The organism is Methylocaldum sp. 14B (assembly GCF_002005105.1).
Lineage (GTDB): Bacteria > Pseudomonadota > Gammaproteobacteria > Methylococcales > Methylococcaceae > Methylocaldum.
This window is the reverse complement of the sequence record NZ_MSCV01000024.1, coordinates 66,709-92,545: the sequence shown is the minus strand read 5'-3', so window position 1 is coordinate 92,545 and position 25,837 is coordinate 66,709. Positions and strand designations below refer to the sequence as shown.

Genomic DNA, 25,837 nt, shown 5'->3' with positions numbered 1-25,837 from the left:
TTAAGCGACCGTTTGCGATTGAAGGGGGGGAGAAATGCAGGCTAGACAGCATTCGGCCTCTAGCGGATACTTTCGCGCCATTTCCAGACGAAATCGGAGATTCACCATGGGTTTCATGCAAGACAAGCGTGCTCTTATCGTCGGTGTCGCCAGCAATCGGTCCATCGCCTACGGCATCGCGGAGGCGATGCGGCGGGAGGGAGCGGAAATCGCGCTGACTTATCAGAACGACAAGCTCAAGGAGCGCGTCGAAAAACTGGCGGCGGAACTGGGCGCGAAAATCGTCCTGCCCTGCGAAGTGGCGAGCGATGAGCAGATCGACGCGCTTTTCGACGAATTGGGCAAACGCTGGGACGGGCTCGATTGCATCGTCCATTCCGTCGCCTTCGCCCCTCGCGAAGCCCTGGAAGGCTCTTATCTCGACGCGGTAACCCGCGAAAATTTCCGTATCGCCCACGACATCAGTTCCTACAGCTTCGCCGCGCTCGCGAAAGCCGGCCGCAAGCTGATGGCGGGACGCAAGGGTTCGTTGCTGACGCTGAGCTATCTCGGTGCCGAACGGGCCATTCCGAATTACAACGTGATGGGCGTCGCCAAAGCCAGCCTCGAAGCCAATGTCCGTTATCTGGCGGCTTCCCTCGGCCCCGAAGGGATCCGCGTCAATGCCGTCTCCGCCGGAGCCATCCGTACCCTCGCCGCCTCCGGCATCGCCAATTTCCGCGAGATGCTGGCCAAAGGCGAACAAGCGGCTCCCTTGCGCAAGAACGTCACCATCGAGGAAGTGGGCAACGCCGCCGCGTTTCTATGCTCCGATCTCGCATCCGGCATCACCGGGGAAATCCTGTACGTGGACGCCGGCTACAACATCGTCGGCCTCTCCGGGATCTGATCTTCGTCATCGGCGGGCCGGGACGATCGTCCCGGCTTGCCCCTCGCCCCTTCACCGCGGCTTCTTGCGGGTTTCCGACCGCCCTGCTTGCCCTGGAATCGAACTCATTCCATTGGGCATTCGAGTGACCATTATGTAGGGTGGGTTAGCGGAGCGTAACCCACCGATTCGAGGTCGCTCGGCGGGTTACGGCCTCGCGGCCTAACCCACCCTACAAAAATTAATTCCTCATCGAAAGCGACTTTGAATGGGTCCGTATTCGTACGGCTATCGCTATCGAGATGACTGCCATTTAATTAAACATTTCGTCTACGGACTTCAACCATCGCGGCTTTCGAGGCTGCATTCAGCAAAGTGCCGATAGGGAGGAACGGACGATGCCAGAAAAAGCACTCGAAACGGTTCTGCGTGGATTCGCAATCCTGGGCCTGACCTTCACCGGCCTCGCGATGTGTCCCGCTCCGGCGAGGAGCGCCGAGGAATTTCAGCAGTTCATGGCGCGCATGAAGACCGCAAAGCTGGATGCCATGGAGCGCCATTTGAAGGCTCTCGACGAACGTTACGATCTCAGCGACAACCCCTCCAAAACAGTGACGATGACCCATGGCAAACCCATTCAGGAAGGCGTGCGGGTCAAACTGCGGGAGGTCATAACCTGGGAAGAATTAGTGGAAATGTCCCCTGAGGACATTCGAAAGCAAGACTTGTTTCCGAAGGGGTTCATGCCTCTGCCCCACCCCAATCCCGCCGAGGGCGGCATCGTGTTCAGCAAAAATTTCATAGAAGCCGTCGAGGAGCAAGAAGGCCGGGATCTCACCCGTTTCGACGTGGGCTTCGACATTCCGGATCGCTTCCAACCGGAACTCCCGTCTCCGCTCTTTCTCAAGACACGGCCGGACCTGGGCGATGTCTCTCGAAGCCGCTTGATAACGCTATCCAACTACCGCGAACTTTTCGACGGCATCATCAATGCGGAACAGCTGGAAGGGCTGCGGCTCTTGCTCACACCTTTTCCCCAGCAGCAGTTCAACGCCACCGATGACCGCCGTACCGAAGATCCTTCTTCCGGAGTCGCCTGTTTCGACTGCCATGTCAACGGCCACACCGGCGCGGCCATACAGACGGCATCGAGCACCCGGCCGCGGGAACCCGGCCGTCGCATCGACACGCGGAGCCTCAGGGGCGTCGACGTCCAGCAGTTGTTCGACACCCAGGGCCGACTGAAAAGCATCGAGGACCGCTCGGAATTCGAACTGGAGACGGCTTATTTCGACGGAGACGCTGAAGCCGCCAAAAGAAAGGAAGCCCACATGGTCGAACGAGCCGACGAAGCGCGCCTCATGGCCGAGTTTCAAAAACTCATCGATTTTCCGCCGGCGCCCAGGCTCGATACGTCGGGCAAACTGGACCCGCAAAAAAACAACGACGAGGCCGCGCTCCGAGGGCAGGAACTTTTTTTCGGCAAAGCCCGGTGCGCGACTTGCCACACACCGCCCCACTATACCGACAACCAGACCCATGACCTGAAGGTGGAACGGTTTTACCGACCCGGAATCACCACCAGCCAAGCCACTTCGACGGACGGCTCCGTCAAGACTCCGCCTCTGCGCGGCATCAAGGACTCGCCGCCCTATCTGCACGACGGCCGCTTGCTGACGCTGGAAGACACGGTGGAATTCTTCAACCTGGTGCTCGGACTGAAACTCACCAAGTCCGAGAAAGAGGATCTGCTCGCGTTTCTGCTAACGCTGTAAAGCATTCGTCGCATCCTCCATATCGATGCTTGCGCATTTCTCGAAAGCCCAACTATACTGCTTATAAAAGCACTGCTTTTATAAGCCATGAAGAACACGACTCCGCGCCAACAGGAAATACTCGACCATATCCGCCAAACCCTGCGCCAGAGCGGCGTACCGCCGACCATCGCGGAAATTGCCGATGCGCTGGGTCTCAAATCCACGAATGCCGTGCGCGGCCATCTTCAGGCATTGGCCCGAAAAGGTCTGATCGAGCTCATGCCCTCTCTGGCGCGGGGTATCCGGCTGCTGGAATACCAGGCTCCGGCCGACGCCCTGCCCGTCATCGGCAGAGTCGCCGCCGGCCGGCCGGTGCTGACAGAAGCCCATATCGAGAAATATTGCCGCCTCGGCCCGGAATTGTTCCAGGGCAAAGCGGATTACCTGCTCCGCGTGCGCGGTCTCAGCATGCGCGATGCGGGCATTCTGGAAGGCGATCTTCTGGCGGTGCAGCGCACCGACCAGACCCGCAGCGGCCAAATCGTGATCGCCCGCATCGGCGACGAAGTCACGGTAAAACGGCTGCGGCTCGAAGGCTCCGTGGCCTATCTGGAACCGGCCAATCCCGACTTCGAAACCCTGGCGGTCGACCTAGAGCGCCAGGAGTTGTGCATCGAAGGCGTGGTAGTCGGCGTCATCCGCAGCGAGTGGGTGTGATGAACAGCCCAAATGGACTTGATGAACTGCTCCGCACGACGCCGCTTCTGTGGCGCGGCCGCCGGCCTCAACCTGCCGAGAATGCTGCGATTCCCACCGGCTTTCAGGAATTGGACCGCGCATTACCGGAAGGAGGCTGGCCTTTTGCGGCATTGATGGAAGTTTCCGTTCCCGCCTGGGGCATCGGCGAACTGCATCTCTTGCTTCCCGCCATGCGGCACGTGCAAGGATCGGGAAAACGCCTGGCCTGGATCGCGCCGCCTTATCTGCCATATGCACCGGCCCTGGCGGATGCCGGCATCGATTTGGGCCGCCTGCTCCTGCTGGACAAGCTCTCGAACGACAAGGACATCTGGTGGAGCGCGGAAAAACTGTTGCGCAGCACCGCCTGCGGCATGGTCCTGGCCTGGCCCCGCAAACCGTCTCCTTTTCCGGTATTGCGCCGCTTGCAACTGGCGGCGACGGAAGGCCATTGCCTCGGTGTACTGCTTTTGTCCGACCTGCCCGCCGGCACCCCGGCCGCCCTGCGTCTTCGCCTCGAAGCGGGAGAGCAAGGGCTTTGGGTTCACATTCTCAAGACGCGCGGCATGCCGGTCGTGAATGCCGTACTGATTGGCGGGGCGGACGATATGTTTCCCAATTATTAATCAGGCCCGTAAATACCCTCCTGGTATTTCGGGCCGCCGCCCAGGCCGGTACACGCCCGGCCTGGGCTCACGCGGCTTGTCGCCGCGCCGGGGCATCCCTGCCCCGGATTAACCCGGCCTATATTTATAGGCCGGGTTAATAGGCAGCATGCAGAAGCAGCCACGTAAGTCGGGAATCCTTTCCCGACGCAGCCGGATGTAGGCCAGGATAAGCCTGTCCTGAGCGAAGTCGAAGGGGCGATAGCCGTTCCCGGCACAATGTTATGTCCCACTGAGTTTTGCCGGACCAAGCGGCCGGGAGCGGATTGGCATGCGCAGCGCCCACAGGGGACGGCACACGGTGTGCCGTATGAAACGCTTTGCTTATTCCGGCCTACAACTCAAACGAAGCTATCGCGCAACGATTCCTTCTTTGATCGACTTATGTAGATACCTCTGCCCGGAAAGAAGGAGCAAATTGGGCAAGAGCATTTTCAGTTCGAATTTATGGTGTAGGGGCGAATTCATTCGCCCCTACACCCGATATAAAAATGCCCTAAACATTGGAACACCCCATGGCTTTGCAGGCTTTTCCGACAGTTCCGGCAGCCCAGCTCACATTGTCGGCCACGCAAGTCTCCGCTACTTCGCAGCCGGCGCCGGCGGCACTTTGGCTGTGCTGTTATCTGCCGCGTTTGCCGCTGGAGGTCTTCAAGCTCGAAGACGACTGTCCCGCCGCCGTATGGGTGGACAGCGGCGGGCGTTCCCTGATTTCTGCCGCCACCCCTGCCGCCGGGGCTTTCGGCATCCATCCCGGCTTACCTACGAACGCGGCCCTGGCCTTATGCGCCGGTCTGCAACTGCATCGCCGCGACGAACGGATGGAACGCGAAGCGCTGGAAAAGCTGGCGGAAGCCGGGCTCGGCTTCACGCCTTGGGTGAGCCTCGATTATCCGGCCGCCCTGGTCCTTGAAATCCGCGGCAGCCTGACCCTGTTCGGCGGCTTGAATGCCTTGACGCAGCGGCTGCGTGCCAAGCTCGAAAACCTGGGCCATTGCAACATTCTCGCGGCGGCACCGGCACCTTTTCCGGCCTGGCTCATGGCCTCCTCCGGGCTGGAGCGGACGGTGGAGAACCCGGCGGCACTCCGCTCCGGGCTCGGCGATCTGACCATCGCCCGCTTGCCCCTGGAACGGAATACGGCGAACCGGCTCGCCAAGGCCGGTCTCCACACCCTGCGCGATCTCTGGCGTTTGCCGCGGGACGGCCTAGCTCGGCGTTACGGTCTTGCCGTGCTACGCCAACTCGACCGAGCCGCAGGGCGGGAAAAGGAAATGCCCGGGCTCTTCCGAACGCCGCCTGTCTTTCAAGCTTATCGGGAACTCGCCGCGGAAACCGAGAACCTGGCTCACCTGCGCCCCGTGTGCGCGGTTCTGCTGGAAAATTTGGCTGCCTTTTTGCGCCAGCACGACGCCGCCACGGACCGGCTGGAACTGGAGCTTTTCCACTTCCGCCGGCCAGCCACGCGCCTGGAACTGAAGCTTCGCTACGCCAGCCGCGATCCGGAGAGAATTTCGATGCTGCTGAGCGAGCGTCTGGAGCGAACGCCCCTGCCTGACGCCGTTACCGCCCTTCGCCTGCGTTGCGGCGCGCTACAACCCTATCGGGCGCACGAGGCGGATCTATTCGCTGCCAAAACTCCGGGCGTTTTGGACTGGGAGACCTTGCTGGAACAATTGCAGCAGCGCCTGGGACGCGATGCCTTGCGCTTTCTGGACACCCCGGCCGATCACCGCCCTGAGCTCGCCTGGAAGGGGGTCTCCGGCGCTCCCGAAGACGCCGTTTGCGATTGGACGCGGAACGAATCGCCCATCGGCTTCGCCATCGGCAAGGAGCGCCGGCCGTTGTGGCTGCTGCCCAAGCCTCGACCGTGCGATCCAACCCGTTACCGGTTGCTGCCGGAGCGGGAACGCATCGAGAGCGGCTGGTGGGACGGCGCGTCGATCCGGCGGGATTACCGCGTGGCGGTGAGCCCGGAAGGCGTCCGCGCCTGGATATACCGGGAACTCGATGAGAACGGCGGGTGGTACCTCCATGGTTTCTTTGCTTAGGACTTGGCCGCCCTCAGCGCGATACGCTCTCCTGCCGCTTCTTCTGCAATTCAATCTCGTAAATGAATTTCTGAAGGCTGATTTCGAAATTTCGGCTGGCGCCGCGGAAAATACACCCCACCCGCTGACCGACCGGCGGGTTAGCCCAGGTCATCGCGACTTTATTGCGCACTTCGAGACCCAGCATCATTTCGCCATGGCCGGGCAGGATCAGCCTGCATTCTTCGAGAATATGCCCGACGGAGAACAAGTCGCCGAGCCGATTGGCTTTGTCGATCAGGGCTAACCCAGAAAGACTGATGTCGGCAATACCGAACTCTGCGGGCATGTCGTCGAGCCTGACCACGCATTTGGCCGGCATGGCTACCGGAATCGCCACCCGGTAGAACGTCCGCTGCTGCCGCCAGTACAAGGAATCCGGAATCGGGGCCGCAAGCACGGTTTGCCCGTTCAAGGTCGCCTCGGTAAGTTTGGTCAGGGCGAAGCGGCACTGGATGCCGTCGATTTGTCCGCGAAATGCGACTTGCTGCGCCGCCAGCAACTGCCGATTGACGCTGGCGTTCTCGCTCAAATCCATGACCACCAATCCTTTTTCCGCCATCACCTGCACGACCGTGGTCACGAAACTCAGGCCACTACCGTCCGGCAGAGTGCTTAAAAGACACTTCTTCGTCTGCATGAGCTTGAGCTTTTCGATGATTTCGCCCCGGCTTTTCAGAACGTATCCGCCTTGGCTTTCACTGGTATCGGCTGGCATAGGTCGCAATAGAACTAAGGATCACTTGACATTAAAGCTTAGCAGGGCAACGCACCGAAAAACGTGATCGGAATTGCCTGCGGTTGTTAATCATCCGTCGTTTCGGGCGAAGGCCGCTTCGGCAAAGGCACGTCGAAAACGATATTTTCGCCGCCATTGAGAACCAGGAAGTGCCGTCCCTTCGCGCGGGCGAGCATGGTCACGCCCGCCTGCCGCGCCAGCTCGAATCCCATGTGGGTGGCCCCCGAACGCGACAGCAGCACCGGGATCCCCATTTGCGTGACTTTGATCACCATTTCCGAGGTGAGGCGTCCGGTGGTATAGAAAATCTTGTCCCCGCCTTCCATGCCGGTGAGCCACATGTAGCCGGCGATCGCATCCACGGCATTATGGCGTCCGACATCTTCGACGAAGATCTCGATCTTGCCGTCTTTGCACAGCGCGCAGCCATGCACCGCCCCGGCCCGCTTGTATACCTCGTTGTAATCCCTGAGCGCATTGAAAACGCCGTAGATCTCCGATTGGCGGACGGTCACCTTGGGTACGCGAATTTCGCGGAGCTGGTCCATCAACCGGCCGAACACCGTGCCCTGACCGCACCCCGTGGTGACGGTACGGCTGCCCAGCCTTTCGAGAAAGGCGTGTTCGGTGAGCCGGGTAGTCACCGCGACCGCCTCGGTCTCCCAATCGACCTGCACCGATCGAATGTCGGCGATGTTCTCGATGAATCCCTGGTTGCGGAGATAACCGAGCGTCAGGAGTTCCGGATGGGTTCCGATCGTCATCAAGGTGACGATTTCGTACTTGTCCACATAGACGGTCAGAGCGCGTTCGCCCGCCAGTTCCAATTCGCGGCGTTCACCGTACTCGTCGAGCGCGGTGGCGGCATAGCAGGAGGCGCGTCCCGCATTCGTCATTCGGATATCGTAAGGATTGGCCTGAAGATCGATCGGAGCCGCTGCCGTTGCATCCGCCGTTTCCATGCCCTCCAGCGCCGCCAACTCCCCCGGCGTGTTGACGTTGGCGAACAGCTCGGGATGATCGCTGAAATCGACCAAGGCCAGCCTGTGCTGCTCGAGCCAGAGGTCGATCTTCCGCTGACCGCCGGCCAGATAACGTTCCAGGCTGTCCGCCAGGCGGCGTTCAGCCAGCAGGAAAACCGGGTGCAAACGCTCGCCGTCGTGGGCGGCGCAAAGCTCGGCTCCGGTCTCCTGCATCACCCGGCACAGTCTTTCCAGAAGACGCCCCGTCACCAGCGGCGAATCGCATGGCACGGTTAGGACATAGGGCGTTTCCGCGGCACGCATGGCGCTGAGCAGCCCGGCCAGAGGCCCGTCGAAAGTGTCGGTCTGATCGGATATCACGGGATAACCGAAACGCGCGTATGCGTCCCGATTCCGGTTGGCGTTGATCAGAATGTGCGCGGCGACCGAATCCAGGGCTTCCAGAGCGTAGCTCGCCAGTGGTCTGCCTTTGAAGCGAATCAGCCCTTTGTCTTCGCCGCCCATCCGTCGTGCGCGTCCGCCGGCCAGAATCACGCCGGTTATTTTTGCCCTCTCTAAAATCATGGTGATAAGCTAAAAATCGAGTTTCGATATGTTTCTATTTAGTGTATGCGCTTATTTCTTGGTTCGATTGTCGCACTGCTGCTGATCATCCTGCCAGGGTGCTCCGCTCCGAAGAATCCCGAGCCGCTCTACTATCAAGCCGAGACTACCAAACCTTATCAGGACGTTCTGTCCGAGTTGGAGCTCGCGATCACCGAGCGGAATTTCCGCATCACCGGCCACAACAAGATCGGCAGCGTCATCCGGGAGCGCGAGAACATCAGCTTCCCCGATTACGACACCATTCAGTTCTGCAATCTCACGCTGGCCCGCGAGATGCTGGAAATTTCGCCGGAATCCGTCATCTACATGCCCTGCAATGTGGCCGTCCGTTCCGAGAACGGCAAAGTTATCGTGACCACGCATTTGCTGCCGACCCGTTCGCCTAACCCGAAAATGAACGAATTCGCTCGGCAAATGAACGAAAAGCTCAAACAAATCGTGGACTTTGCGGTCGAAAACTGAATTTCACAAATTGCGCCTTCCGCTTTCGCTGCACTATCATGTAGCGATTTTGAGACAGGCTTACGAGAACGATTGAGCATGAAAATACCCGCTTTTCCCTTGAATATCCGGTGGCCCGCAACGGCCGCCGTTCTGATCCTGGCAGCCGGCTGCACGTCCGCTCCGCCCTCCCCCGAAACAGAAGCAAAGGAAACCAACGATTTTCCCACGCTGGCCAGGGTCGAATATGTCCTGCAATGCATGCAGGAGCATGGCGGCCAGAATTACAACAATCTCTATCACTGCACGTGCAGCGTCGACAAGATCGCGAGCCGGATGAGCCACGATGAATTCGTCCAGGCGCAGACTTTCACCTACGGATTCAGCATGGCCGGCGAGCGCGGCGCGGAATTCCGCGATCCGCCGGAATCCGCGAAACTGCGCGAGAAGTACAAGGAAGCGAAGAAATACGCTCAGGAAGCTTGCTTTCCGGCGGGTGCGGATAAGGACGTGAAGAAATAAGGGGGACAACAAACTCCGTTTCGGTGGGTTACGCCCTTCGGCTTCGCTAACGCTACGCTCAGGGCTAACCCACCCTACCAAGTCGTAGGTCGGCAATCCTTTGCCGACAAGGACTCTTAAAACATATCCTTCCGCCGGCGCGTTTCCGCAAACACCTCCAAGGGGTCGGCGTTCATCATTCCCAAGTTGCTCCGGATTTCCTCGCTTTCGGGGCGGAGGAACGGATTGGTCGCCAATTCCTCTTTCAACGTCGAAGGAACCGTAGGCTTGTTCTGCCGCCGCAGATCATCGACTTGCGCCATCCGTTGCTGAAGCGCCACATTACCGGGCTCTACCGTCAAGGCGAATCGGCCGTTCGCCTGGGTGTATTCGTGGGCGCAGTAAACCCTGGTCTCGGGAGGCAAGGCGCGCAGCTTCGAGAGCGAGCGCCACATTTCTTCCAGCGTGCCTTCGAACAACCGTCCGCATCCCAGGGCGAACAGCGTATCACCGCAAAATAGCGCATCGGCCCCGGCGAACCAGAACGCGATGTGCGCACGCGTGTGTCCCGGAACATCGAGCACGCGAGCCTCGGAGCTTCCAACTTTCAAAACCGTCGTCTCGCCCACGGCTATATCGATACCTGGAATGCGCTTGAGGTCCCGCTCCGAACCCACTATCCGACAGCCCGTCCGGCGCTTCAGCGCCAGGTTGCCGCCCACGTGATCGCCGTGATGATGGGTGTTCAGGACATGAGTCAGCGTCCATCCGTAAGCGGCGAGCGCCTCCAAAACCGGATCGGCCTCGGCGGGATCGACCGCCGCCGTCTCGCCGGTTTGGCTGTCGTGGATCAGGTAAACGTAGTTGTCCTTGAGTACGGGGATTTGAAGGATTTCCAGCATAATGCGTCCTTATCTGCCACCGGATAAATACCGGGCGATATCCTCTTTCGAAAAACCGATCTTGCGAGCCACCCGATCCGCGTGGCTGACCCTCGAAATGCCTTCGACCACCCGGTAAGTCGGCTGCTCGTTCTTGAACTCGACCTGCCTCGCCAATCCGATTTCTTTCTGCTGATAAGCATCGACCAGTTCGTGGTTGTGGGTGATCAAAATGGTGTTGCTGCCTTTCTGATAGAACCCGTCCAGGATATTCATGGAAATCTCGATCTTTTCCTCGTGGGTCGTGCCTTCCGAGAGTTCGTCCATGATCACCAGGCTTTTCGGCGTCGTTGCGAGGAAAATGTCCTTGGTCCGCTTGAGTTCGGTGCCGAAGCGCCCTTCACCGTCGGCGAGGTGGCTGATTTCGGGGACCTGGTAAAAGATGCGGTCCGCGACGGTCAGTTCCGCTTCCTGAGCCGGCACATAGCATCCGATTTGCGCGAGCAACTGGCTCTGCGCCAGGGTTTTACAGAACGCCGTCTTGCCGCCGCTGTTCGGTCCGGTGATGAAGGTCAGCCGCGTGTTTTTCAGGCTGATGTCGTTGGGCACGTAGTCGGGATTGTCCTTGCTCAGCACCGGATTCCGCACGCCTTTGAGCACCAGCGAATGGCGCTCGGCCTCGACGATCTTGGGCAAGACCACGGAGTGGTGGAAGGATTCCTTGAGGCGGACGAAGCTCAAGAGCTCGTCCAGCTTGCCCAGCGAATCCAGCGTGTTTTGCACGTCCTCGGACCGTTTGAAGATGTCGCGGAGCGGATAGATGCAGCCATCGCGATCGAAACCGCCGACGATGGGGATGTAAACGAAGCTGATGGGAAGCAGGAACAGCCAAAATACCGGCGCGATCGAAACCGCCAGATCGAGCAGCAACGGCACGAATTCCAAAGTCAGCACCAGGAGGATGGCCGCGACCGCGAGCCCCACCGGCTTGAACAGTGACGGCCGAAAGCGGATCGCCGGGGTATACCAGGGTTTCTCCGCCTTGGAGCGGACATCTTTCTCGGTCCGGTACACCGGCCCCTTCATCAGGGCATAGGCGCGCGAATGGGCAAAGCGCCGCAAGTCGTCGATCAATAGGCCCAGGTACTCGCTGTTCGGCTTCGGAAACCGGTTTGCCGCCTCCACCAGATTGAGCATGAACCGAGTGCCTTTTTTATAGGTCTCATAACCGTAGCCCTCGATTTCCAGCTTGTGCGCGGGCGAACTCATGAGCCCCATGAACGTGCCGAATAATAAACCGTAAAAGTCATCTTCCAGCGACTTCGCCTGTTTGATCAGGGTTTCCAACGAGTCTCGAAGCGCCTTGTCGGATTCGATTTCCCGAACCGCGTCCTGCTTGGCCCGAATGAGGTCCGCCGACGCCAGCGGCTGGACCAGCGAGCGATAAAGGGTTGCCTGACCGGTGATCGTGGCGGCGTGATTGATGCTGTCGAACAGCTTATCGACTTCGATGGCCTGAAACGTCGAAACATCGATGACACCCTCTCCGGTTGCGCCCGGCGCGGCGGAACGAACGACCGGCGGTTCCTTGGAATCGGATTGCAGAAGAGTCTGGTATAGGGAATTCATGGAGCGAGGACCTGGCAATGATAGTTCGGCGCCTAACCTACACCTTAGCGGCGCCCGCTTCAACCTGGAAGGAAACGGGGGCGATACCTATGTTTCTTAATGACCCTGTAATGTCTCGAACAGTGCCCATGATCGACTCGACCATCGATTCAGCATAAAATTTCACACATTTTTCACGAAAATCCGTCCGTCTTCTGGCAACGCTGACGAAAAAGAAGTTTCATCAACCCACGCGATCTCGACAATCATGACCGATCACTCCGTTCGCTCCGATACGGGCCTAAGCGCCGCATCCGTTTTGACCCTAGGCATATCCGGCTTTAACTATGCTGATTTGTACGAACCGGAACGGCTCAAGGACTTGTCAGACGTCTTCGACGCAACGGTCCGCAACCACGATCCGGCCCTATTCGCCGAATTCGAGCGTTATCGCGCATGCCAAGGCGAAGGCATGCCGCCCGAAAAGATTTCGGATGTCCTGGTCAAAATGGCGCCCTATGTCGGTACTTTCGTGGCGCGGCTGTTCGGCGTATCGTCCGAACGGGACACGCAAATACAGGCGATCCGCGACGAGTTCGACAGCATCTTCCTGTACCGCAACGAGATCGTCGGGAAGGTCGCGGGACTGTTCAAGAATCAGGCGCTGGAAAGCTGGAATATCGCCGGTATCCAGGCGGACTTCGAGTCCTTGCTCCGAATCGCCGAACCCGTGTTGATCGAATCGGACCGGGAAAAAGCGGTTGCCGTCTTAGGCGCACGCTTGCACCGCTGGCATCAAGATGCGTCGGTGAGCGGAAGGGAAATCGCCGAATTGCGCCGTACTCTTGCCACCGATCCGGATACCGAGGCGCGCTTTGCCGGTCTGCTGGGCAAGAGCGACGAAGACCTGGTGAAGGCGCTGCTGGATCTGGTCCAACGCTGGACCTATGCAGCTACGCAAATTCCCGAGCTCAAAGCCCAAGTCCAAGGGTGGGCCAGCTTCAAGTTCCCGGCCAAGACCGATTTCAATCATCTGGTTCATCACGAGACGCGCTCGGCGGACGGCTACAGCGTATGGGCGGCCCCCGAGGAACACCACAGGAGGCGCGAAGGATTCGGCCTTACCGATCCACGTTTTCCCGAACGGCGCGTGTTGTACGAAGTCGACCACTGCATTTATTGCCACGACCGGGATACCGACTCGTGCTCCAAGGGCATGCGCAACAAGAAGGACGGCACGTACAAGACCAATCCGCTCGGCGTGACCATTACCGGCTGCCCGCTGGAGGAAAAAATTTCCGAGATGCACGTCGTCAAGCGGCAAGGCGACAACATCGGCGCGCTGGCCTTGATCACCGTCGACAACCCGCTCTGCCCCGGCACCGGCCACCGCATCTGCAACGACTGCATGAAGGGCTGCATCTATCAGAAAACCGAGCCTGTCAATATTCCGCAGATCGAGACCAACGTCCTCACCGACGTTTTGTTCATGCCGTGGGGCTTCGAGATTTACAGCCTCCTGACCCGCTGGAATCCGCTCAACGTCAAGCGGCCGTACGCCCTTCCCTACAACGGCAAGAACGTGCTGGTGGCCGGCATGGGGCCCGCCGGCTACACGCTGGCTCATTATTTGACCAACGAAGGCTTCGGCGTGGTCGGTATCGACGGCCTCAAGATCGAACCGCTGCCCAAAGACATCGTCGGAGACGAGACCCATCCGCCCCGCCCCATCCATGATTTCCGAGAGTTGTACGAGGATTTGGACAAACGCATCATGCTGGGCTTCGGCGGCGTGGCCGAATACGGCATCACGGTGCGCTGGGACAAGAACTTCCTGAAAGTCATTTATCTGACCCTGTTGCGGCGTCACAGCTTCCGCTGCTACGGCGGCGTGCGCTTCGGCGGCACTCTCACGATCAACGAAGCCTGGGATCTCGGTTTCGACCACATTGCCATCGCTTCGGGCGCCGGCAAACCCACGCTCATCGACATCAAGAACAATTTGATTCGCGGCATCCGCAAGGCGTCGGACTTCTTGATGGCGCTGCAATTGACCGGGGCCGCCAAGGAGTCGTCGCTGGCCAATCTGCAAGTGCGCCTCCCGGCCGGCGTGATCGGCGGCGGCTTGACCGCCATCGACACCGCCACCGAGCTTTTGGCCTACTATCCGGTGCAGGTCGAAAAGATCATGCAACGCTACGAAAAGCTGTGCGCCGCCTTCGGCGAGGAAACCGTACGCGCCCGCTACGACGAGGAAGAATTGCTGATCCTCGACGAGTTTTTGGGTCATGCCAAGGCCGTGCGGGCAGAACGCCAAAGGGCACAAGCCGCCGGGGAAAAGCCCGATTTCCTCCCCTTGCTGAATGCCTGGGGAGGCGTCACGCTGTTCTACCGCAAGGGCATGAAGGATTCACCCGCTTACCGGCAGAATCACGAGGAAATCAAGGAAGCCATGGACGAAGGCATTCTGCTGGCCGAGGGCATGAACCCGCTCGAGGCCCTGGAGGACAAATACGGACATCTCCGCGCCGTGCGCTTCGAAAAACTGGAGGAACAGGATGGCCGCTGGCAAAAAGCCGGCAACCTCGAAGTCCCGTTGCGCAGCCTGTTCGTCGCCGCGGGAACCTCGCCCAATACCATCTACGAATCCGAGCATCCGGATTCCTTCGAGATGGACCAGAAGTTCTATCAGCGCTACGAACCCAATTGGCTGAGCGAAATTCCGGAGCTGGAACCGGTCAAAGACACCGCCGTTCCCAAGATCGGCAAGCCTGCGCCGTTCACCTCGTACCGCCGCCACGGCAAGTTCATCACGTTCTACGGCGACAACCACCCGGTCTATGCCGGCAACGTGGTGAAAGCCATGGCCAGCGCCAAGGACGGATATCCTTACATCGTCAAACTGTACGAAAAGGAGCTCGCCGCGCTCGATCGAGCCCAGCAGCCCCAGCGCCTTGCGAATCTGCGAGAGTTCCAGCACAGGCTCGACGACATGCTGCTGGCGCGTATCGTAGAAATCAATCGGGTCACCCCGAACATCGTCGAAGTCATCGTAAGGGCTCCGCTGGCCGCGAAGCACTTCTGCCCGGGCCAGTTCTACCGCGTTCAAAACTTCGAAGCGCTCGCACCCGTCGTGGACGATACGGTGCTGGTCGCCGAAGGCCTGGCATTGACCGGCGCCTGGGTCGACAAGGAACAAGGCCTCATATCCCTGATCGCTCTGGAAATGGGTTCGTCGTCCAAGCTCTGCGCGATGTGGAAGCCCGGCGACCCCATCGTGGTGATGGGGGTCACCGGCGCCCCCACTGAAATTCACGCCGGGCAAACGGTCCTCCTCGCCGGCGGCGGCCTGGGCAATGCGGTGCTGTTCTCCATCGGCAAAGCGCTGCGCGCGGCGGGCAGCCATGTCATCTATTTCGCCGGCTATCGGAAGCGCGAAGACGTGTTCAAGATTCGGGAAATCGAAGCGGCCTCGGATGTGGTGGTCTGGTCGGTCGATAATCTCCCAGGAGCAGAGCCCATACCGCCGCTGCGCCCCCAGGACAAAACCTTCGTCGGCAACATCGTCGAAGCGATGCTGGCTTACGCGAAGGGCGAACTGGGTCCGACTCCGATCCACATGGACGACGTCGACCACATGATCGTCATCGGCTCCGACCGCATGATGGCGGCGGTCAAAGCAGCCCGTTACGGCGTCCTCCAGCCGTATCTCAAGGCTCATCACTCCGCCATTGGCTCGATCAACTCGCCGATGCAGTGCATGATGAAGGGCGTCTGCGCGCAGTGTCTGTGCAAGCATGTGGAACCGGACAGCGGCAAGGAGTATTTCGTGTACTCCTGCTACAACCAGGATCAAGACCTGGACCGGGTCGATTTTCCCAACTTGTACGCACGCCTGCGCCAGAACTCGGTACAGGAGAAACTGTCGACGATGTGGCTGGACTATCTACTTTCGAAAAACGGCGATCGACGGGTAGGCTGAAAGATTTCCAAAGACGAAAGCATGACAATATCCGGAAAGTCTTTTACCATTGACGCCCGTTGACTGCATGGACGGCTTTACGCCTTTCCTCGATCGACGCCATCGCAGGAGCTCGCGACCTGGAAGCTTCCGCGAAACGCGGTATGGCAATGGCGGCGTATGCATCAGCACTCAATAAGCAATCGTGACATTTGTTTGGTTATTCCAGGAATAGCCAGAGGAGAACGCAAGAGAATGAAAATGAACAAAACCTTAGTTCTGGGCGCTTTGTTGTTGACCGGCACGATGGGTAGCGCCATTGCCGCCGAAAACGCCGCTGGCGTAAAGGAATTCATGGTCAAGACCGTCCAGACCACCAAGGAAGCCCAGGCCGCTGCAACCGCTGGCGACAAGGACGGCTGCCTGTCTGCCATCAAGCAGACCAAGCAGAACTATAAGGAAATCACCGGCGACGCGGCTGGCAAGCCCTTGCAGGACGCCATGAAGAAGGTTCGGCAAGCCCAAGACCTTTGCGCAGCCGGAAACACGTCCGAAGCCGCACCGCTCTTGAGCGAAGCCGCCGCCGCCATGGAAAAGGTCAACGCCGGCATCAAATAAGATGCCTGCAACCTGTCTGTCTTGAGACAGGCTGGAAGTATAAAAGCAGGGCGGCAACCGCCCTGCTTTTTTTGTGCCCGGCACTCAACCCATCGCCGCTACTAAGGCTTCGGCGAACTCGCTGGTTTTCACCTCGCGTGCGCCTTCCATCTGCCGTGCAAAGTCGTAAGTGACGATCTTCTGGCCGACAACGGCACTATAAGCGTTTTCTACCGTTTTCGCGGCTTCGTGCCATCCCAGGTATTCAAGCAACATTACCCCGCTGAAGAGCAGTGAGCCGGGATTAGCTTTGTCCTGGCCGGCGTATTTGGGCGCGGAACCATGGGTTGCTTCGAATACGGCGATGAAATCGCCGATGTTGCCTCCCGGCGCAATACCAACACCTCCTACTTCCGCCGCGACCGCATCCGAAAGATAATCGCCGTTCAAGTTGAGCGTAGCGATGACGTCAAACTCTTCGGGACGAAGCAGCATCTGCTGGAACATGATATCGGCGATGCGGTCCTTGATGACGATCTTGCCATCCGGCTGTTTGCCGCCATGGAATCTGTTCAATTCCTCTTCGGTGATGGTCTGACCGGCGAACTCCGTACGAGCGAGTTCGTAACCCCAGTTCCGGAACGCGCCCTCGGTGAATTTCATGATATTGCCTTTGTGCATCAAGGCAACGCTCTTCCGCCCGTGATCGAGCGCATAGCGGATGGCTTTGCGGATCAGCCGCTTGCTTCCGAATTCGCTCACCGGTTTCACCCCGAGAGCACTGCCCTCATGGAAATCTGCCTTGAGCTCTTGTTTCAGAAAACGCTCGAGTTTAAAGGCTTCGGGCGATCCCGCCGGATATTCGACGCCTGCGTAAACATCCTCGGTGTTTTCCCGAAAGATGACCACATCCACCGCTTCGGGATGACGCAGGGGCGACGGCACTCCCGGAAAATGGCGTACCGGGCGAACGCATGCGTAAAGATCAAGGGTTTGTCGAAGGGACACGTTGATGGACCGCATTCCCCCACCCACAGGGGTCGTCAAAGGACCTTTGATGGATACGACCAAGTCCTTTAGCGCGTGCACCGCTTCGTCGGGAAAAGCGTTGCCGTAGAGTGCAGCGGCTTTTTCTCCGAGAAAGAGCTCGCACCAATGGATTTTGCGCGCCCCGCCGTATGCTTTGGCGACCGCTGCGTTCCAAACGCGGAGGGATGCGCGCGTAATATCCGGGCCGATGCCGTCGCCTTCGACGTAGCCGACGACGGGCTCGTCAGGAACACGAAGCTTGCCGTCCCGAACGCTGATTTTTTCGCCGCCGGCAGGAAGCCGAATGTGCTGGTAATCCATGGCGACCTCCATGAAATAGCGTAGAGAACTGAGATGCTGACCGACGCAGAAATCCGCGACGATCTAGCCCTTAGAAGCAGTCTTCAAACGTCACGAGCGACGTCAAGGAAAGGCGCGAAAGGGCGACCCGAAGCCGCCAGCAGGCCCGTGGAGGGAACAGCCGTTAGCCTGGCCCGCAGGGCGAACCGCAAGGATCGGGCGAGTCAAAACCGGAGTGTACCGAGGAGTACATGACCATTTCTCCGGGAGAGAAATGGGACGCACGATAGCGCGCCCGGTAGGGTGAAAAACAGAGATGTTTTTCATCAGCATCTTGAACCCTTGAACAACGCCGGCATGACGGCGCGCAGCAGTTTGAAGACAGCTTCTCAGGCGGAATAGGCTCCGATCTCGGGCCTATTATGCTTGGGCAAAATAGTGGTGTAAAAATTCGTCGAAAGAGAGTTTGTCGCCAGCTTCCATTTGCTGCTGTTCCTCGAGCGATTCGTCGGTCAGCCGGCGAAAGAATTCGGCTCGCTCGGCGGATAGGAAGCCATCACGGAACACCCTCGCATGCTCCTTCGATATCCGCAGCGCATATTCCTCGAACGATTCTCCACTCGCCCTCATTTCGGCCAGCATGCGGGCGGAAGGCGTCAGTTCGGGATCGAAAAACTTGGCGGCCTGTTCCTCCAGGCTTCGCGTGTAGGGTTTAGACACGTCTTCCGCATCGAGAATTTCTGCGATGCCGCGCATGGCCTCAAGTATTTCCGCCGCCCAGTCCTTCAACAAAACCTCTCGGCCTTTGCGCCGAAGCTTGAACCCGGGCGTACGGCCGCAACACGCGACCGCCATGCCGTTCTGGCTGACTTCTCTCTTCTCCGCGGAATCGAGTGGGGGACTTTGTTCCAAAAGGCAAAAAAGCAGAAAGATTTCCAGAAAGCGCAGCTGATCCAGGTTTGCCCCGGCAGGACTGAAGCACTCCAAGTCCAGCGATCTAAGCTCCAAATAACGCACTCCGCGCCGCTTTAGGGCAAGCGTAGGCTTTTCACCGGACTCGGCGATTTGTTTGGGACGGATGACGCTGTAATACTCGTTTTCGATCTGGAGAATGTTGCCGTTCAGCTGACGGTAATCTCCATTCACCTTCACGCCGATCTTCTCGTAAAGCGGATAAGGCGTCGCTATGGCCTTGCCGAGAGTCGCCACGTAGTCGTCGAGATTATTAAAAGAGATATCGAGCCCGGCCTGGCTGTCGTTCTTGTACCCGATATCGCTCATGCGCAGCGAAGTCGCATAGGGGCGAAAAAGCGTTCGGGCGTCGAACTCCGAAAATCTGGACGCAAGATGCTCTCGTCCGTTGAAAAACGACTTGGCGAATGCCGGAGAGGCGCCGAACAAATAGATTGTTAACCACCCGTAGCGATGAACGTTGCGCACCATGCCGAAATAGTTGCCTGCGATAAAGCTGGACAAGGAGTCCGCCCCGCCTTCCAACTCGCACAGGACCGGCCATAACGCTTCGTTGACCGAATAATTGAAATGAACGCCGGCAATGGCCTGCATCATCCGCCCGTAGCGATAGGCGAGTCCGCGCCGGTAAATGTGTTTCATCCGACCGATATTGGAGGTTCCGTATTCGGCAATGGGAATGCTTTCGTCACCGCTCACGCCGCAGGGCATGGAAGTCGCGAGTAAGATCTCGTCTCCCAGATTGCGGTATATGAAGGTATGCAGGTCTTTAAGAAACCGCAGCGCTTCCGCCGGGTCGGCATAGGGCGGCGTAATCAGCTCGATCAGCGCCTCGGAATAATCCGTGGTGACATAAGGATGAGTCAGCGCCGATCCTACTCCCATCGGATGCGGCGTATGCGCGATGACGCCGTCGGCCGCAAGCCGAAGGCTTTCCTTCTCCAGCCCTTTGAGGCCGTTCCTCAGCAGATGTTGTTGGCCGGTATGAATAAGCTGGTTAAGCCGGGAGTCTATGCTTTGGCTCAAGCGCGAATAATCCTTGGTGTTGTTCTTAAAGGCGGGATGACTCGTGAAATCGCGGAATGGAAATCCGGATTCGACGGACTACAAAACACCCGAATCCATTTTCATTCTATCAGAGAAGCGCGATCGGCCTGTACAGTAAACCGCTATCTCGGTTTAAAGGAGCCTCACCAACTGAACAGCACCCATTGCGGAATCCGCATGTCATCCTCCAAATCGCTGCGCCGTACGTCCATATTACCGTCGCCGTCGGTGTCGAGCAGATAATAGGCCGGACCGATCGCTGGCTTGATCTTTACCATGTAAAGCCGATTATTGATCCGGTATTCTTCGATAGTGTCCTTGCCCCGCCGGATAATCGTGACATCCGGCTCCAAGGGCTCACCGCTCTCGACCTGCGGCGGAATATCCGGCGGCTCGGGCACCGGAGCGAGTTCACCCTGCGCTTGGGCGGAGGCTGCGACAACCAAAAGACAAAGCGAAATAATCCGTAGCATGATGAATCCTGCTGAAAGGACTGGGTTTTGAGATTTGCCAATGATAGTACATATCGGATCGAGAAATCCGATTACATGGCCAGACGTCCTGCCGATAATCGAACGATCGAGAGCTCGGTTAATCCCATGGCTCAAGAAACTACCTGGCACATCACATGTTCGCGATGATAATCGTCAACTCTGCATACCGTTCCATCCGCACCGAGTTAGGCTGGGATGGAGTCAATCAGCTGTCCTCATCTAAGGGACCGACGCGGTTTGGCTAAATTCCCGGAATCGAGCAAGGATATTCGCCATGGCCAGACGAAGCGATCATAGCCGCGACGAAATTCGCGAAATGGCTTTAAAAGCAACGGAAGCCATCGTCGAGCGGGAAGGCGCGGCAGGTCTCAGCACACGCAAGATCGCGAACGAAATCGGCTATACCGCAGGCAGCCTCTATTTGATTTTCGAGAACCTGGACGACTTGATTTTCCGGGTGAACGCCCGGACCTTGGCCGAATTAGCTCTCGAACTCGACCAAGCTACGGCTGAGAAAAACGATACCGAAGCTGTACTGGTGGAACTGGGCCGCATTTATCTCCGCTTCGCCGCGTCACACAGGGGACGCTGGGACCTGATTTTCGGACGCGGATCGCCCACGGCAACCGCTTCGCCCGGCTGGTACCGCAACCATGTTCTCGCCCTGTTCGATCGGGTCGAAAAATGTCTCGCCCGACTCGGTCCGGCCCGAAATCCGACGGAAGTCGCACTGGCCGCTCGAGCGCTTTGGGGAGGCGTGCACGGCGTCTGCACCTTGGCGCTTACCGATAAGCTGGACATCGCCGGTCTTCCCGATGCCGAGAAACTGACGACTTCGCTGATCCGAAACTTTTTATCCGGCTGGATGCGGCAAAATTAGTTCACGGACTCTAGAACGCTGATCGGCAAGCCCCCCCCGATCGCAAGACTAATTCGTTTTATCCTCGCCCCATGCGGCGAAGGATTTTTGCCGGTAAACTGGTTTACTTTTCCGAATAGTCTCTACCGCCGAACGATGAACGACAATCAACTTTTGCGTTATAGCCGACAGATACTGCTGCCTCAGATCGATGTCGAGGGCCAGGAAAAGCTGCTGGATTCCAGGGCATTGATTATCGGTCTCGGCGGTCTCGGCTCGCCCGCCGCCATGTATTTGGCCGCCGCCGGGGTCGGCAGCCTGGCGCTGAACGACTACGATGTCGTGGAAATATCCAACCTTCAGCGCCAGATCGCGCACGGCACGGAGAACATCGGAGAACCTAAGGCGGTTTCGGCGCGTAAAGCCCTCGAACGGCTAAACCCCGATGTGAGAGTCACCGAACTCACGTCCCGTTTGGAGGGGGCACAATTGGAGCAGGAAATCGCTCGGGCCGACGTGGTGCTGGATTGCTCGGATAACTTCACCACCCGTTTCGCCGTCAACGCCGCTTGCGTAAGAACACGAACGCCGCTGGTTTCCGGAGCGGTGATCCGCTTCGAGGGACAACTGGCCGTATTCACTCCGGGCGTCGGAAACAACCCCTGTTACAACTGCTTGTACGCCGATCACGGCGAACTTGCGGAAAGCTGCGTGCAAACCGGCGTGCTTGCCCCTCTGCCCGGAATCATCGGCAGCCTCCAGGCCCTGGAGGCCATCAAGCTCCTCACGGGCGTCGGCGAACCCTTGGTGGGACGACTTTTATTGCTCGATGCGCTGAGCATGGAGTGGAATCAAATGATCTTGAAAAGAAATCCCAGATGCCCGACTTGCGCTGGATCGGCTTGAGCAATCCAGCGGGCTTCTACTGATTTCCCTTCGAGAAATAGGAATAACTCCCGTTGCTTTCCAAAAATCGGATACGTATACTTTGCCGCGAGCTTTATAAGCCATTCCAAACTAAAGCAATAAATCACTTTTTTGGAGGTAATCCGAAATGAGATGGGAAAAACCGAGCTACAAAGACCTGCGCTTTGGCTTCGAAGTCACGATGTACATCTACAACCGCTAATTCGCCGGTTGAATCCCTGAACGGGGCTCCGCAGCAATGTAGAGCCCCGTTTTTTCATTTAAAGGGCTCATCGGAAGCTCTTTTGCTTAGCAAAGATCGAAATGAAAGTCCGAGTGTTGGGCGCCGGCGCGGGCGGCGGTTTCCCGCAGTGGAACTGTAACTGTCACAACTGCTCCAGGCTTCGCCAAGGCCAAGTCAAGGCCAAATCGCGCACTCAGTCGTCGATTGCCGTCAGCAGCGACAACGAGAATTGGGTGCTTTTCAATGCGTCGCCCGACATCCGCACTCAACTGGAAGCCTTTCAGGCCGTCCATCCAAGGCACGGCATCCGTGACAGCGGTATCAAGGCCATCGTCCTGATCGACAGCCAAATCGATCACACCACGGGACTGTTGATGCTGCGCGAGTCCACTCGACCTTTGGACATTTATTGCAGCGAGATGGTGAAACAGGACCTGTCGACGGGATTCCCTGTATTTAAGATGCTGGAGCACTACTGTGGAGTCAACCACCATAGCACGCCTCTGGACGGCAGCGGCTTCGCGATTCCCGGGATTCACGACCTGAAGTTCTACACCCATTCGCTGAAAAGCAAGGCACCGCCCTATTCGCCTCATCGGCACGATCCGCACGAAGGCGACAATATCGGGGTCATCATCGAGCAGATATCTTCGGGCAAGAAACTTTATTACGCGCCGGGACTCGGAGAAATAGAACCTCACGTGTTCGCGGCCATGCAGCAGGCTGACTGCATGTTGGTCGACGGCACGTTCTGGCAGGAGGATGAGATGGGCCGTGCCGGAATTTGCGATAAGCTTGCCCGCGACATGGGACATCTACCCCAATCAGGTTCGGACGGCATGATCGAAGTGCTGAAAAATGCACCCAAAGCACGGAAGATTTTGATTCACATCAATAATACCAACCCGATCTTGGACGAAGATTCGCCGGAGCGAAAAACCCTTACCGGAGCGGGCATCGAAGTTGCCTGCGACAGCATGGAAATCGACCTGTGAGAAACACCATGAGCGAACCGACACCTTGGACCCGAGAAGAATTCGAAGCCAAATTGCGCGAGAAAGAGGCGTATTATCATATTAACCATCCCTACCATGTGCTCATGGCTGACGGCAAGCTCAGCAAAGAGCAAATTCAAGGGTGGGTTGCGAATCGCTTCTATTACCAAATCAAGATCCCGGTCAAAGACTCCGCCATTCTGGCGAATTGCCCCGATCGCGAAACCCGACGCCAGTGGATTCAGCGGATACACGATCACGACGGCTGGGGCGACGATGCCGGCGGCATCGAAGCCTGGACGCGACTCGGTATTGCTGTAGGCATCCCCCGAGACGAACTCTGGTCGCTAAAGCACGTATTGCCCGGCGTCCGCTTTGCCGTGGACGCTTATGTCAATTTCGCCCGCCAGGCATCCTGGCAGGAAGCGGCCTGTTCGTCGCTGACCGAGCTGTTCGCGCCGACCATTCACAAGCAGCGCTTGTCCGGCTGGCCCGACCTGTATCCGTGGATCGACCAGGATGGACTCGCCTATTTCCGGAAACGGGTGAGTCAGGCCAGCCGCGATGTGGAACACGGCCTCGCCATCACACTGGACTATTTCAAGACTCGCGAGCAACAGGAGCGCGCCCTGGAAATCCTCCAGCTCAAGCTGGACATTCTGTGGAGCATGCTTGACGCGATGTACTTGGCCTATATCGAAAACAAGCCGCCCTACTTCAATATCAAGCCTTGAAACCATGGCCTTAGACGCCCAAAGCCTCTTTGCCTTCTCGCCCCTGCATCGACTGCAATGGGAAGAAGCCCAACAGCGTTACGTGATCCTTTATCCCGAGGGCCTGGTCGAGTTAAACCTGCCCGCCGCCGAAATCCTCAAGCTGTGCGACGGCACACGCGATTTGGACGGAATCGTTTCCGAACTTGAGACGAAATTCGAAACCACCGGTCTAAGGGACGACATTTCCGAACTCCTGCAATCTGCCTTGGATAATGGTTGGATCAGACAAATTCCCCGTCAGTAGTCCGCGCTGGCTATTAGCCGAACTGACCTACACCTGCCCGCTACAGTGCCCGTATTGTTCCAATCCCGTCGACTTCGCGAGACATAAGGACGAACTCGACACCGAAGACTGGCTGAGAGTATTTTCCGAAGCCCGCGAAATGGGCGCGGTGCAACTCGGCTTGTCGGGTGGCGAACCGCTGGTGCGCCAGGACTTGCCTATCCTGGTCAGACACGCCCGAGAGCTGGGCTATTACGTCAACCTGATTACCTCCGGCTATAAGCTCAACGAGGACAGGATCGCCGAGCTGAAGAATGCCGGACTGGATCACATTCAGGTCAGCATTCAGGCACCCGAAAAGACGCTGAACAACTATCTGGCCGGCACCGAATCGTTCGAGCAAAAGAAAGAGGTGGCCCGACTGGTCAAGAAGCACGGCTACCCCATGGTTCTGTGCGTCGTGATCCACCGCCAGAACATCCACCTGATGCGCGAAATTCTCGAAATGGCCGTCGAACTGGAAGCCGATTATCTTGAACTGGCCAATACCCAGTATTACGGCTGGGCGCATCTCAATCGCGATCAGCTGCTGCCGACCCGCGAGCAGTTCCAGGAAGCCGAGGCCATTGCCCAGGACTATAAGGAAAAGCTCAAGGGAAAGATGAAGATTTACTACGTGGTGCCGGACTACTACGAAGATCGGCCGAAGGCCTGCATGAACGGCTGGGGGACGACGTTTCTGACCATCGCTCCGGACGGTCTTGCCCTCCCCTGCCACGAAGCCCGGTCGCTGCCGGGACTCGACTGCCCCAACGTACGCGATATGAGCGTACACGATATTTGGCTACACTCCGATGCCTTCAACAAATTTCGCGGATACGATTGGATGAAGGAGCCTTGCCGGTCTTGCCCGGAAAAGACCAAGGACTTCGGCGGCTGTCGCTGCCAGGCCTATCTTTTCACCGGCGATATGACCGCCGCCGACCCGGTGTGCGGCAAATCTCCCCATAGGCATGCCGTATTCGAAGCGATCGCCAGTGCGCGCTCGGCAGCTGAAACCGGCGAAACGAAACCGATGGTGTTCCGCAACACCAAGAACTCTAAGTCTTTTAGCGGCTAAGTCTGATTACTCTCAAACGGGCGGACCGCCACGCTCGTTCGAATCCGAGCACATAAACCGTCCGGAAGCATTATCGGCTTTCCGCCGCCAACTGGCGATGATATTCGGCCAAACGACGGCTTTCTTGGGCTGCCATTTCCAGATCCCGGATCATGGCTTCGGCACGCGCTTTCAAATCCAGAATCTGCTTGCCGTACTTGTGTGGATTAGCCTGATACTGGATCAGCATCTCGCGCTCTTCATCCGCATCGGCCTGCATCGTCTGCGCGATTTCATCATAGTGATTCGCGAGCCGTTCGTGCGCTTCCCGTGTGTCCGCCGTCTGCACGGCATACGCCCAATTGGGCGGACGTGGCCCTTCCTGCGTCGCGCATCCCCCTAGCACGACCAGCAGCGCGGGAACAATGACCTGGACAATCCTTATCCTCATAACACCT

The 25,837-nt window shown here is 58.1% G+C and carries 24 protein-coding genes; 16 read left to right on the top strand and 8 right to left on the bottom strand.

Annotation, left to right across the window (positions count from 1 at the left end):
- Positions 1–106 precede the first annotated feature (106 nt).
- From B2A78_RS17035 to B2A78_RS17015, 5 genes are all read left to right on the top strand, one after another.
- On the top strand, positions 107–889 hold the full coding sequence (locus tag B2A78_RS17035) for an enoyl-ACP reductase (protein ID WP_077731210.1): 783 nt from the start codon (positions 107–109) through the stop codon (positions 887–889).
- A gap of 377 nt (positions 890–1,266) precedes the next feature.
- Entirely contained in the window at positions 1,267–2,643 is a 1,377-nt protein-coding gene (locus B2A78_RS17030) for a cytochrome B6 (protein ID WP_077731209.1), read from the top strand.
- An 87-nt stretch (positions 2,644–2,730) separates the two neighbouring features.
- Entirely contained in the window at positions 2,731–3,342 is a 612-nt protein-coding gene (gene lexA, locus B2A78_RS17025) for a transcriptional repressor LexA (protein ID WP_077731208.1), read from the top strand.
- A complete protein-coding gene (gene imuA, locus B2A78_RS17020) occupies positions 3,342–3,989 on the top strand; it encodes a translesion DNA synthesis-associated protein ImuA (protein ID WP_077731207.1) in 648 nt (215 codons plus the stop codon). Before lexA ends, imuA begins: the two co-directional genes overlap by 1 nt.
- A 554-nt stretch (positions 3,990–4,543) precedes the next feature.
- Positions 4,544–6,079 carry a DNA polymerase Y family protein gene (locus tag B2A78_RS17015; protein WP_077731206.1) on the top strand — a complete coding sequence of 512 codons (1,536 nt, stop codon included), beginning with the start codon at positions 4,544–4,546 and terminating at the stop codon, positions 6,077–6,079.
- Positions 6,080–6,092: 13 nt separating this feature from the next.
- Here B2A78_RS17015 and B2A78_RS17010 read toward each other — a convergent pair whose 3' ends face one another.
- Together B2A78_RS17010 and mobA are read right to left on the bottom strand one after the other, a co-directional pair.
- On the bottom strand, positions 6,093–6,836 hold the full coding sequence (locus B2A78_RS17010; RefSeq protein ID WP_077731205.1) for a flagellar brake protein: 744 nt from the start codon (positions 6,834–6,836) through the stop codon (positions 6,093–6,095).
- Between the two features lie 86 nt (positions 6,837–6,922).
- A complete protein-coding gene (gene mobA, locus B2A78_RS27005) occupies positions 6,923–8,404 on the bottom strand; it encodes a molybdenum cofactor guanylyltransferase MobA (protein ID WP_077731204.1) in 1,482 nt (493 codons plus the stop codon).
- 45 nt (positions 8,405–8,449) lie between these two features.
- Between mobA and B2A78_RS17000 the strand changes: the two genes are divergently transcribed.
- Both B2A78_RS17000 and B2A78_RS16995 read left to right on the top strand, forming a co-directional pair.
- A complete protein-coding gene (locus B2A78_RS17000) occupies positions 8,450–8,908 on the top strand; it encodes a DUF302 domain-containing protein (protein WP_077731203.1) in 459 nt (152 codons plus the stop codon).
- 78 nt (positions 8,909–8,986) lie between these two features.
- Positions 8,987–9,409 carry a hypothetical protein gene (locus tag B2A78_RS16995; protein ID WP_077731202.1) on the top strand — a complete coding sequence of 141 codons (423 nt, stop codon included), beginning with the start codon at positions 8,987–8,989 and terminating at the stop codon, positions 9,407–9,409.
- Between the two features lie 116 nt (positions 9,410–9,525).
- Here B2A78_RS16995 and gloB read toward each other — a convergent pair whose 3' ends face one another.
- Both gloB and B2A78_RS16985 read right to left on the bottom strand, forming a co-directional pair.
- Positions 9,526–10,290 (bottom strand): hydroxyacylglutathione hydrolase, encoded by a 765-nt coding sequence (gloB, locus tag B2A78_RS16990; protein WP_077731201.1) that lies wholly within the window; start codon positions 10,288–10,290, stop codon positions 9,526–9,528.
- A 9-nt stretch (positions 10,291–10,299) separates the two neighbouring features.
- Positions 10,300–11,898 (bottom strand): DNA mismatch repair protein MutS, encoded by a 1,599-nt coding sequence (locus B2A78_RS16985; protein ID WP_077731200.1) that lies wholly within the window; start codon positions 11,896–11,898, stop codon positions 10,300–10,302.
- Between the two features lie 247 nt (positions 11,899–12,145).
- Here B2A78_RS16985 and B2A78_RS16980 point away from each other — a divergent pair, with 247 nt between their 5' ends.
- Both B2A78_RS16980 and B2A78_RS16975 read left to right on the top strand, forming a co-directional pair.
- Positions 12,146–15,859 carry an FAD-dependent oxidoreductase gene (locus B2A78_RS16980; RefSeq protein WP_077731199.1) on the top strand — a complete coding sequence of 1,238 codons (3,714 nt, stop codon included), beginning with the start codon at positions 12,146–12,148 and terminating at the stop codon, positions 15,857–15,859.
- A 234-nt stretch (positions 15,860–16,093) separates the two neighbouring features.
- Positions 16,094–16,456, top strand: coding sequence for a hypothetical protein (locus B2A78_RS16975; RefSeq protein WP_077731198.1), 363 nt, complete (start codon positions 16,094–16,096; stop codon positions 16,454–16,456).
- Positions 16,457–16,540: 84 nt separating this feature from the next.
- On the opposite strand, the gene icd is transcribed toward B2A78_RS16975, so the two are convergent.
- The 3 genes from icd to B2A78_RS16960 all read right to left on the bottom strand — a co-directional run bounded on the left by icd (position 16,541) and on the right by B2A78_RS16960 (position 20,256).
- Positions 16,541–17,785: an isocitrate dehydrogenase (NADP(+)) gene (icd, locus tag B2A78_RS16970; protein ID WP_077731197.1), complete on the bottom strand. Its 1,245-nt coding sequence runs from the start codon at positions 17,783–17,785 to the stop codon at positions 16,541–16,543.
- 399 nt (positions 17,786–18,184) lie between these two features.
- Positions 18,185–19,762: a glutamate--cysteine ligase gene (gene gshA / locus B2A78_RS16965; protein ID WP_077731196.1), complete on the bottom strand. Its 1,578-nt coding sequence runs from the start codon at positions 19,760–19,762 to the stop codon at positions 18,185–18,187.
- A gap of 164 nt (positions 19,763–19,926) precedes the next feature.
- The gene (locus tag B2A78_RS16960) at positions 19,927–20,256 is read right to left on the bottom strand and encodes a DUF2782 domain-containing protein (RefSeq protein WP_077731195.1); all 330 of its coding nucleotides are present in this window, start codon (positions 20,254–20,256) and stop codon (positions 19,927–19,929) included.
- Between the two features lie 295 nt (positions 20,257–20,551).
- Between B2A78_RS16960 and B2A78_RS16955 the strand changes: the two genes are divergently transcribed.
- From B2A78_RS16955 to pqqE, 7 genes are all read left to right on the top strand, one after another.
- On the top strand, positions 20,552–21,157 hold the full coding sequence (locus B2A78_RS16955) for a WHG domain-containing protein (RefSeq protein ID WP_077731194.1): 606 nt from the start codon (positions 20,552–20,554) through the stop codon (positions 21,155–21,157).
- A 135-nt stretch (positions 21,158–21,292) separates the two neighbouring features.
- Positions 21,293–22,042 carry a molybdopterin-synthase adenylyltransferase MoeB gene (locus tag B2A78_RS16950; protein ID WP_077731193.1) on the top strand — a complete coding sequence of 250 codons (750 nt, stop codon included), beginning with the start codon at positions 21,293–21,295 and terminating at the stop codon, positions 22,040–22,042.
- A gap of 148 nt (positions 22,043–22,190) precedes the next feature.
- Positions 22,191–22,265, top strand: a complete 75-nt coding sequence (pqqA, locus tag B2A78_RS16945) for a pyrroloquinoline quinone precursor peptide PqqA (protein WP_077731218.1) — start codon at positions 22,191–22,193, stop codon at positions 22,263–22,265.
- 101 nt (positions 22,266–22,366) lie between these two features.
- Positions 22,367–23,281, top strand: coding sequence for a pyrroloquinoline quinone biosynthesis protein PqqB (pqqB, locus tag B2A78_RS16940; RefSeq protein WP_077731192.1), 915 nt, complete (start codon positions 22,367–22,369; stop codon positions 23,279–23,281).
- A gap of 8 nt (positions 23,282–23,289) precedes the next feature.
- The gene (gene pqqC, locus B2A78_RS16935) at positions 23,290–24,015 is read left to right on the top strand and encodes a pyrroloquinoline-quinone synthase PqqC (RefSeq protein ID WP_077731191.1); all 726 of its coding nucleotides are present in this window, start codon (positions 23,290–23,292) and stop codon (positions 24,013–24,015) included.
- A gap of 4 nt (positions 24,016–24,019) precedes the next feature.
- The gene (gene pqqD, locus B2A78_RS16930) at positions 24,020–24,301 is read left to right on the top strand and encodes a pyrroloquinoline quinone biosynthesis peptide chaperone PqqD (RefSeq protein ID WP_077731190.1); all 282 of its coding nucleotides are present in this window, start codon (positions 24,020–24,022) and stop codon (positions 24,299–24,301) included.
- Positions 24,270–25,400, top strand: a complete 1,131-nt coding sequence (pqqE, locus tag B2A78_RS16925; protein ID WP_077731189.1) for a pyrroloquinoline quinone biosynthesis protein PqqE — start codon at positions 24,270–24,272, stop codon at positions 25,398–25,400. The genes pqqD and pqqE overlap by 32 nt, the downstream gene beginning before the upstream one ends.
- Positions 25,401–25,470: 70 nt before the next feature.
- Here the strand turns inward: pqqE and B2A78_RS16920 are convergent, their stop codons facing one another.
- Positions 25,471–25,830, bottom strand: a complete 360-nt coding sequence (locus tag B2A78_RS16920) for a hypothetical protein (protein ID WP_077731188.1) — start codon at positions 25,828–25,830, stop codon at positions 25,471–25,473.
- Positions 25,831–25,837: the final 7 nt, after the last annotated feature.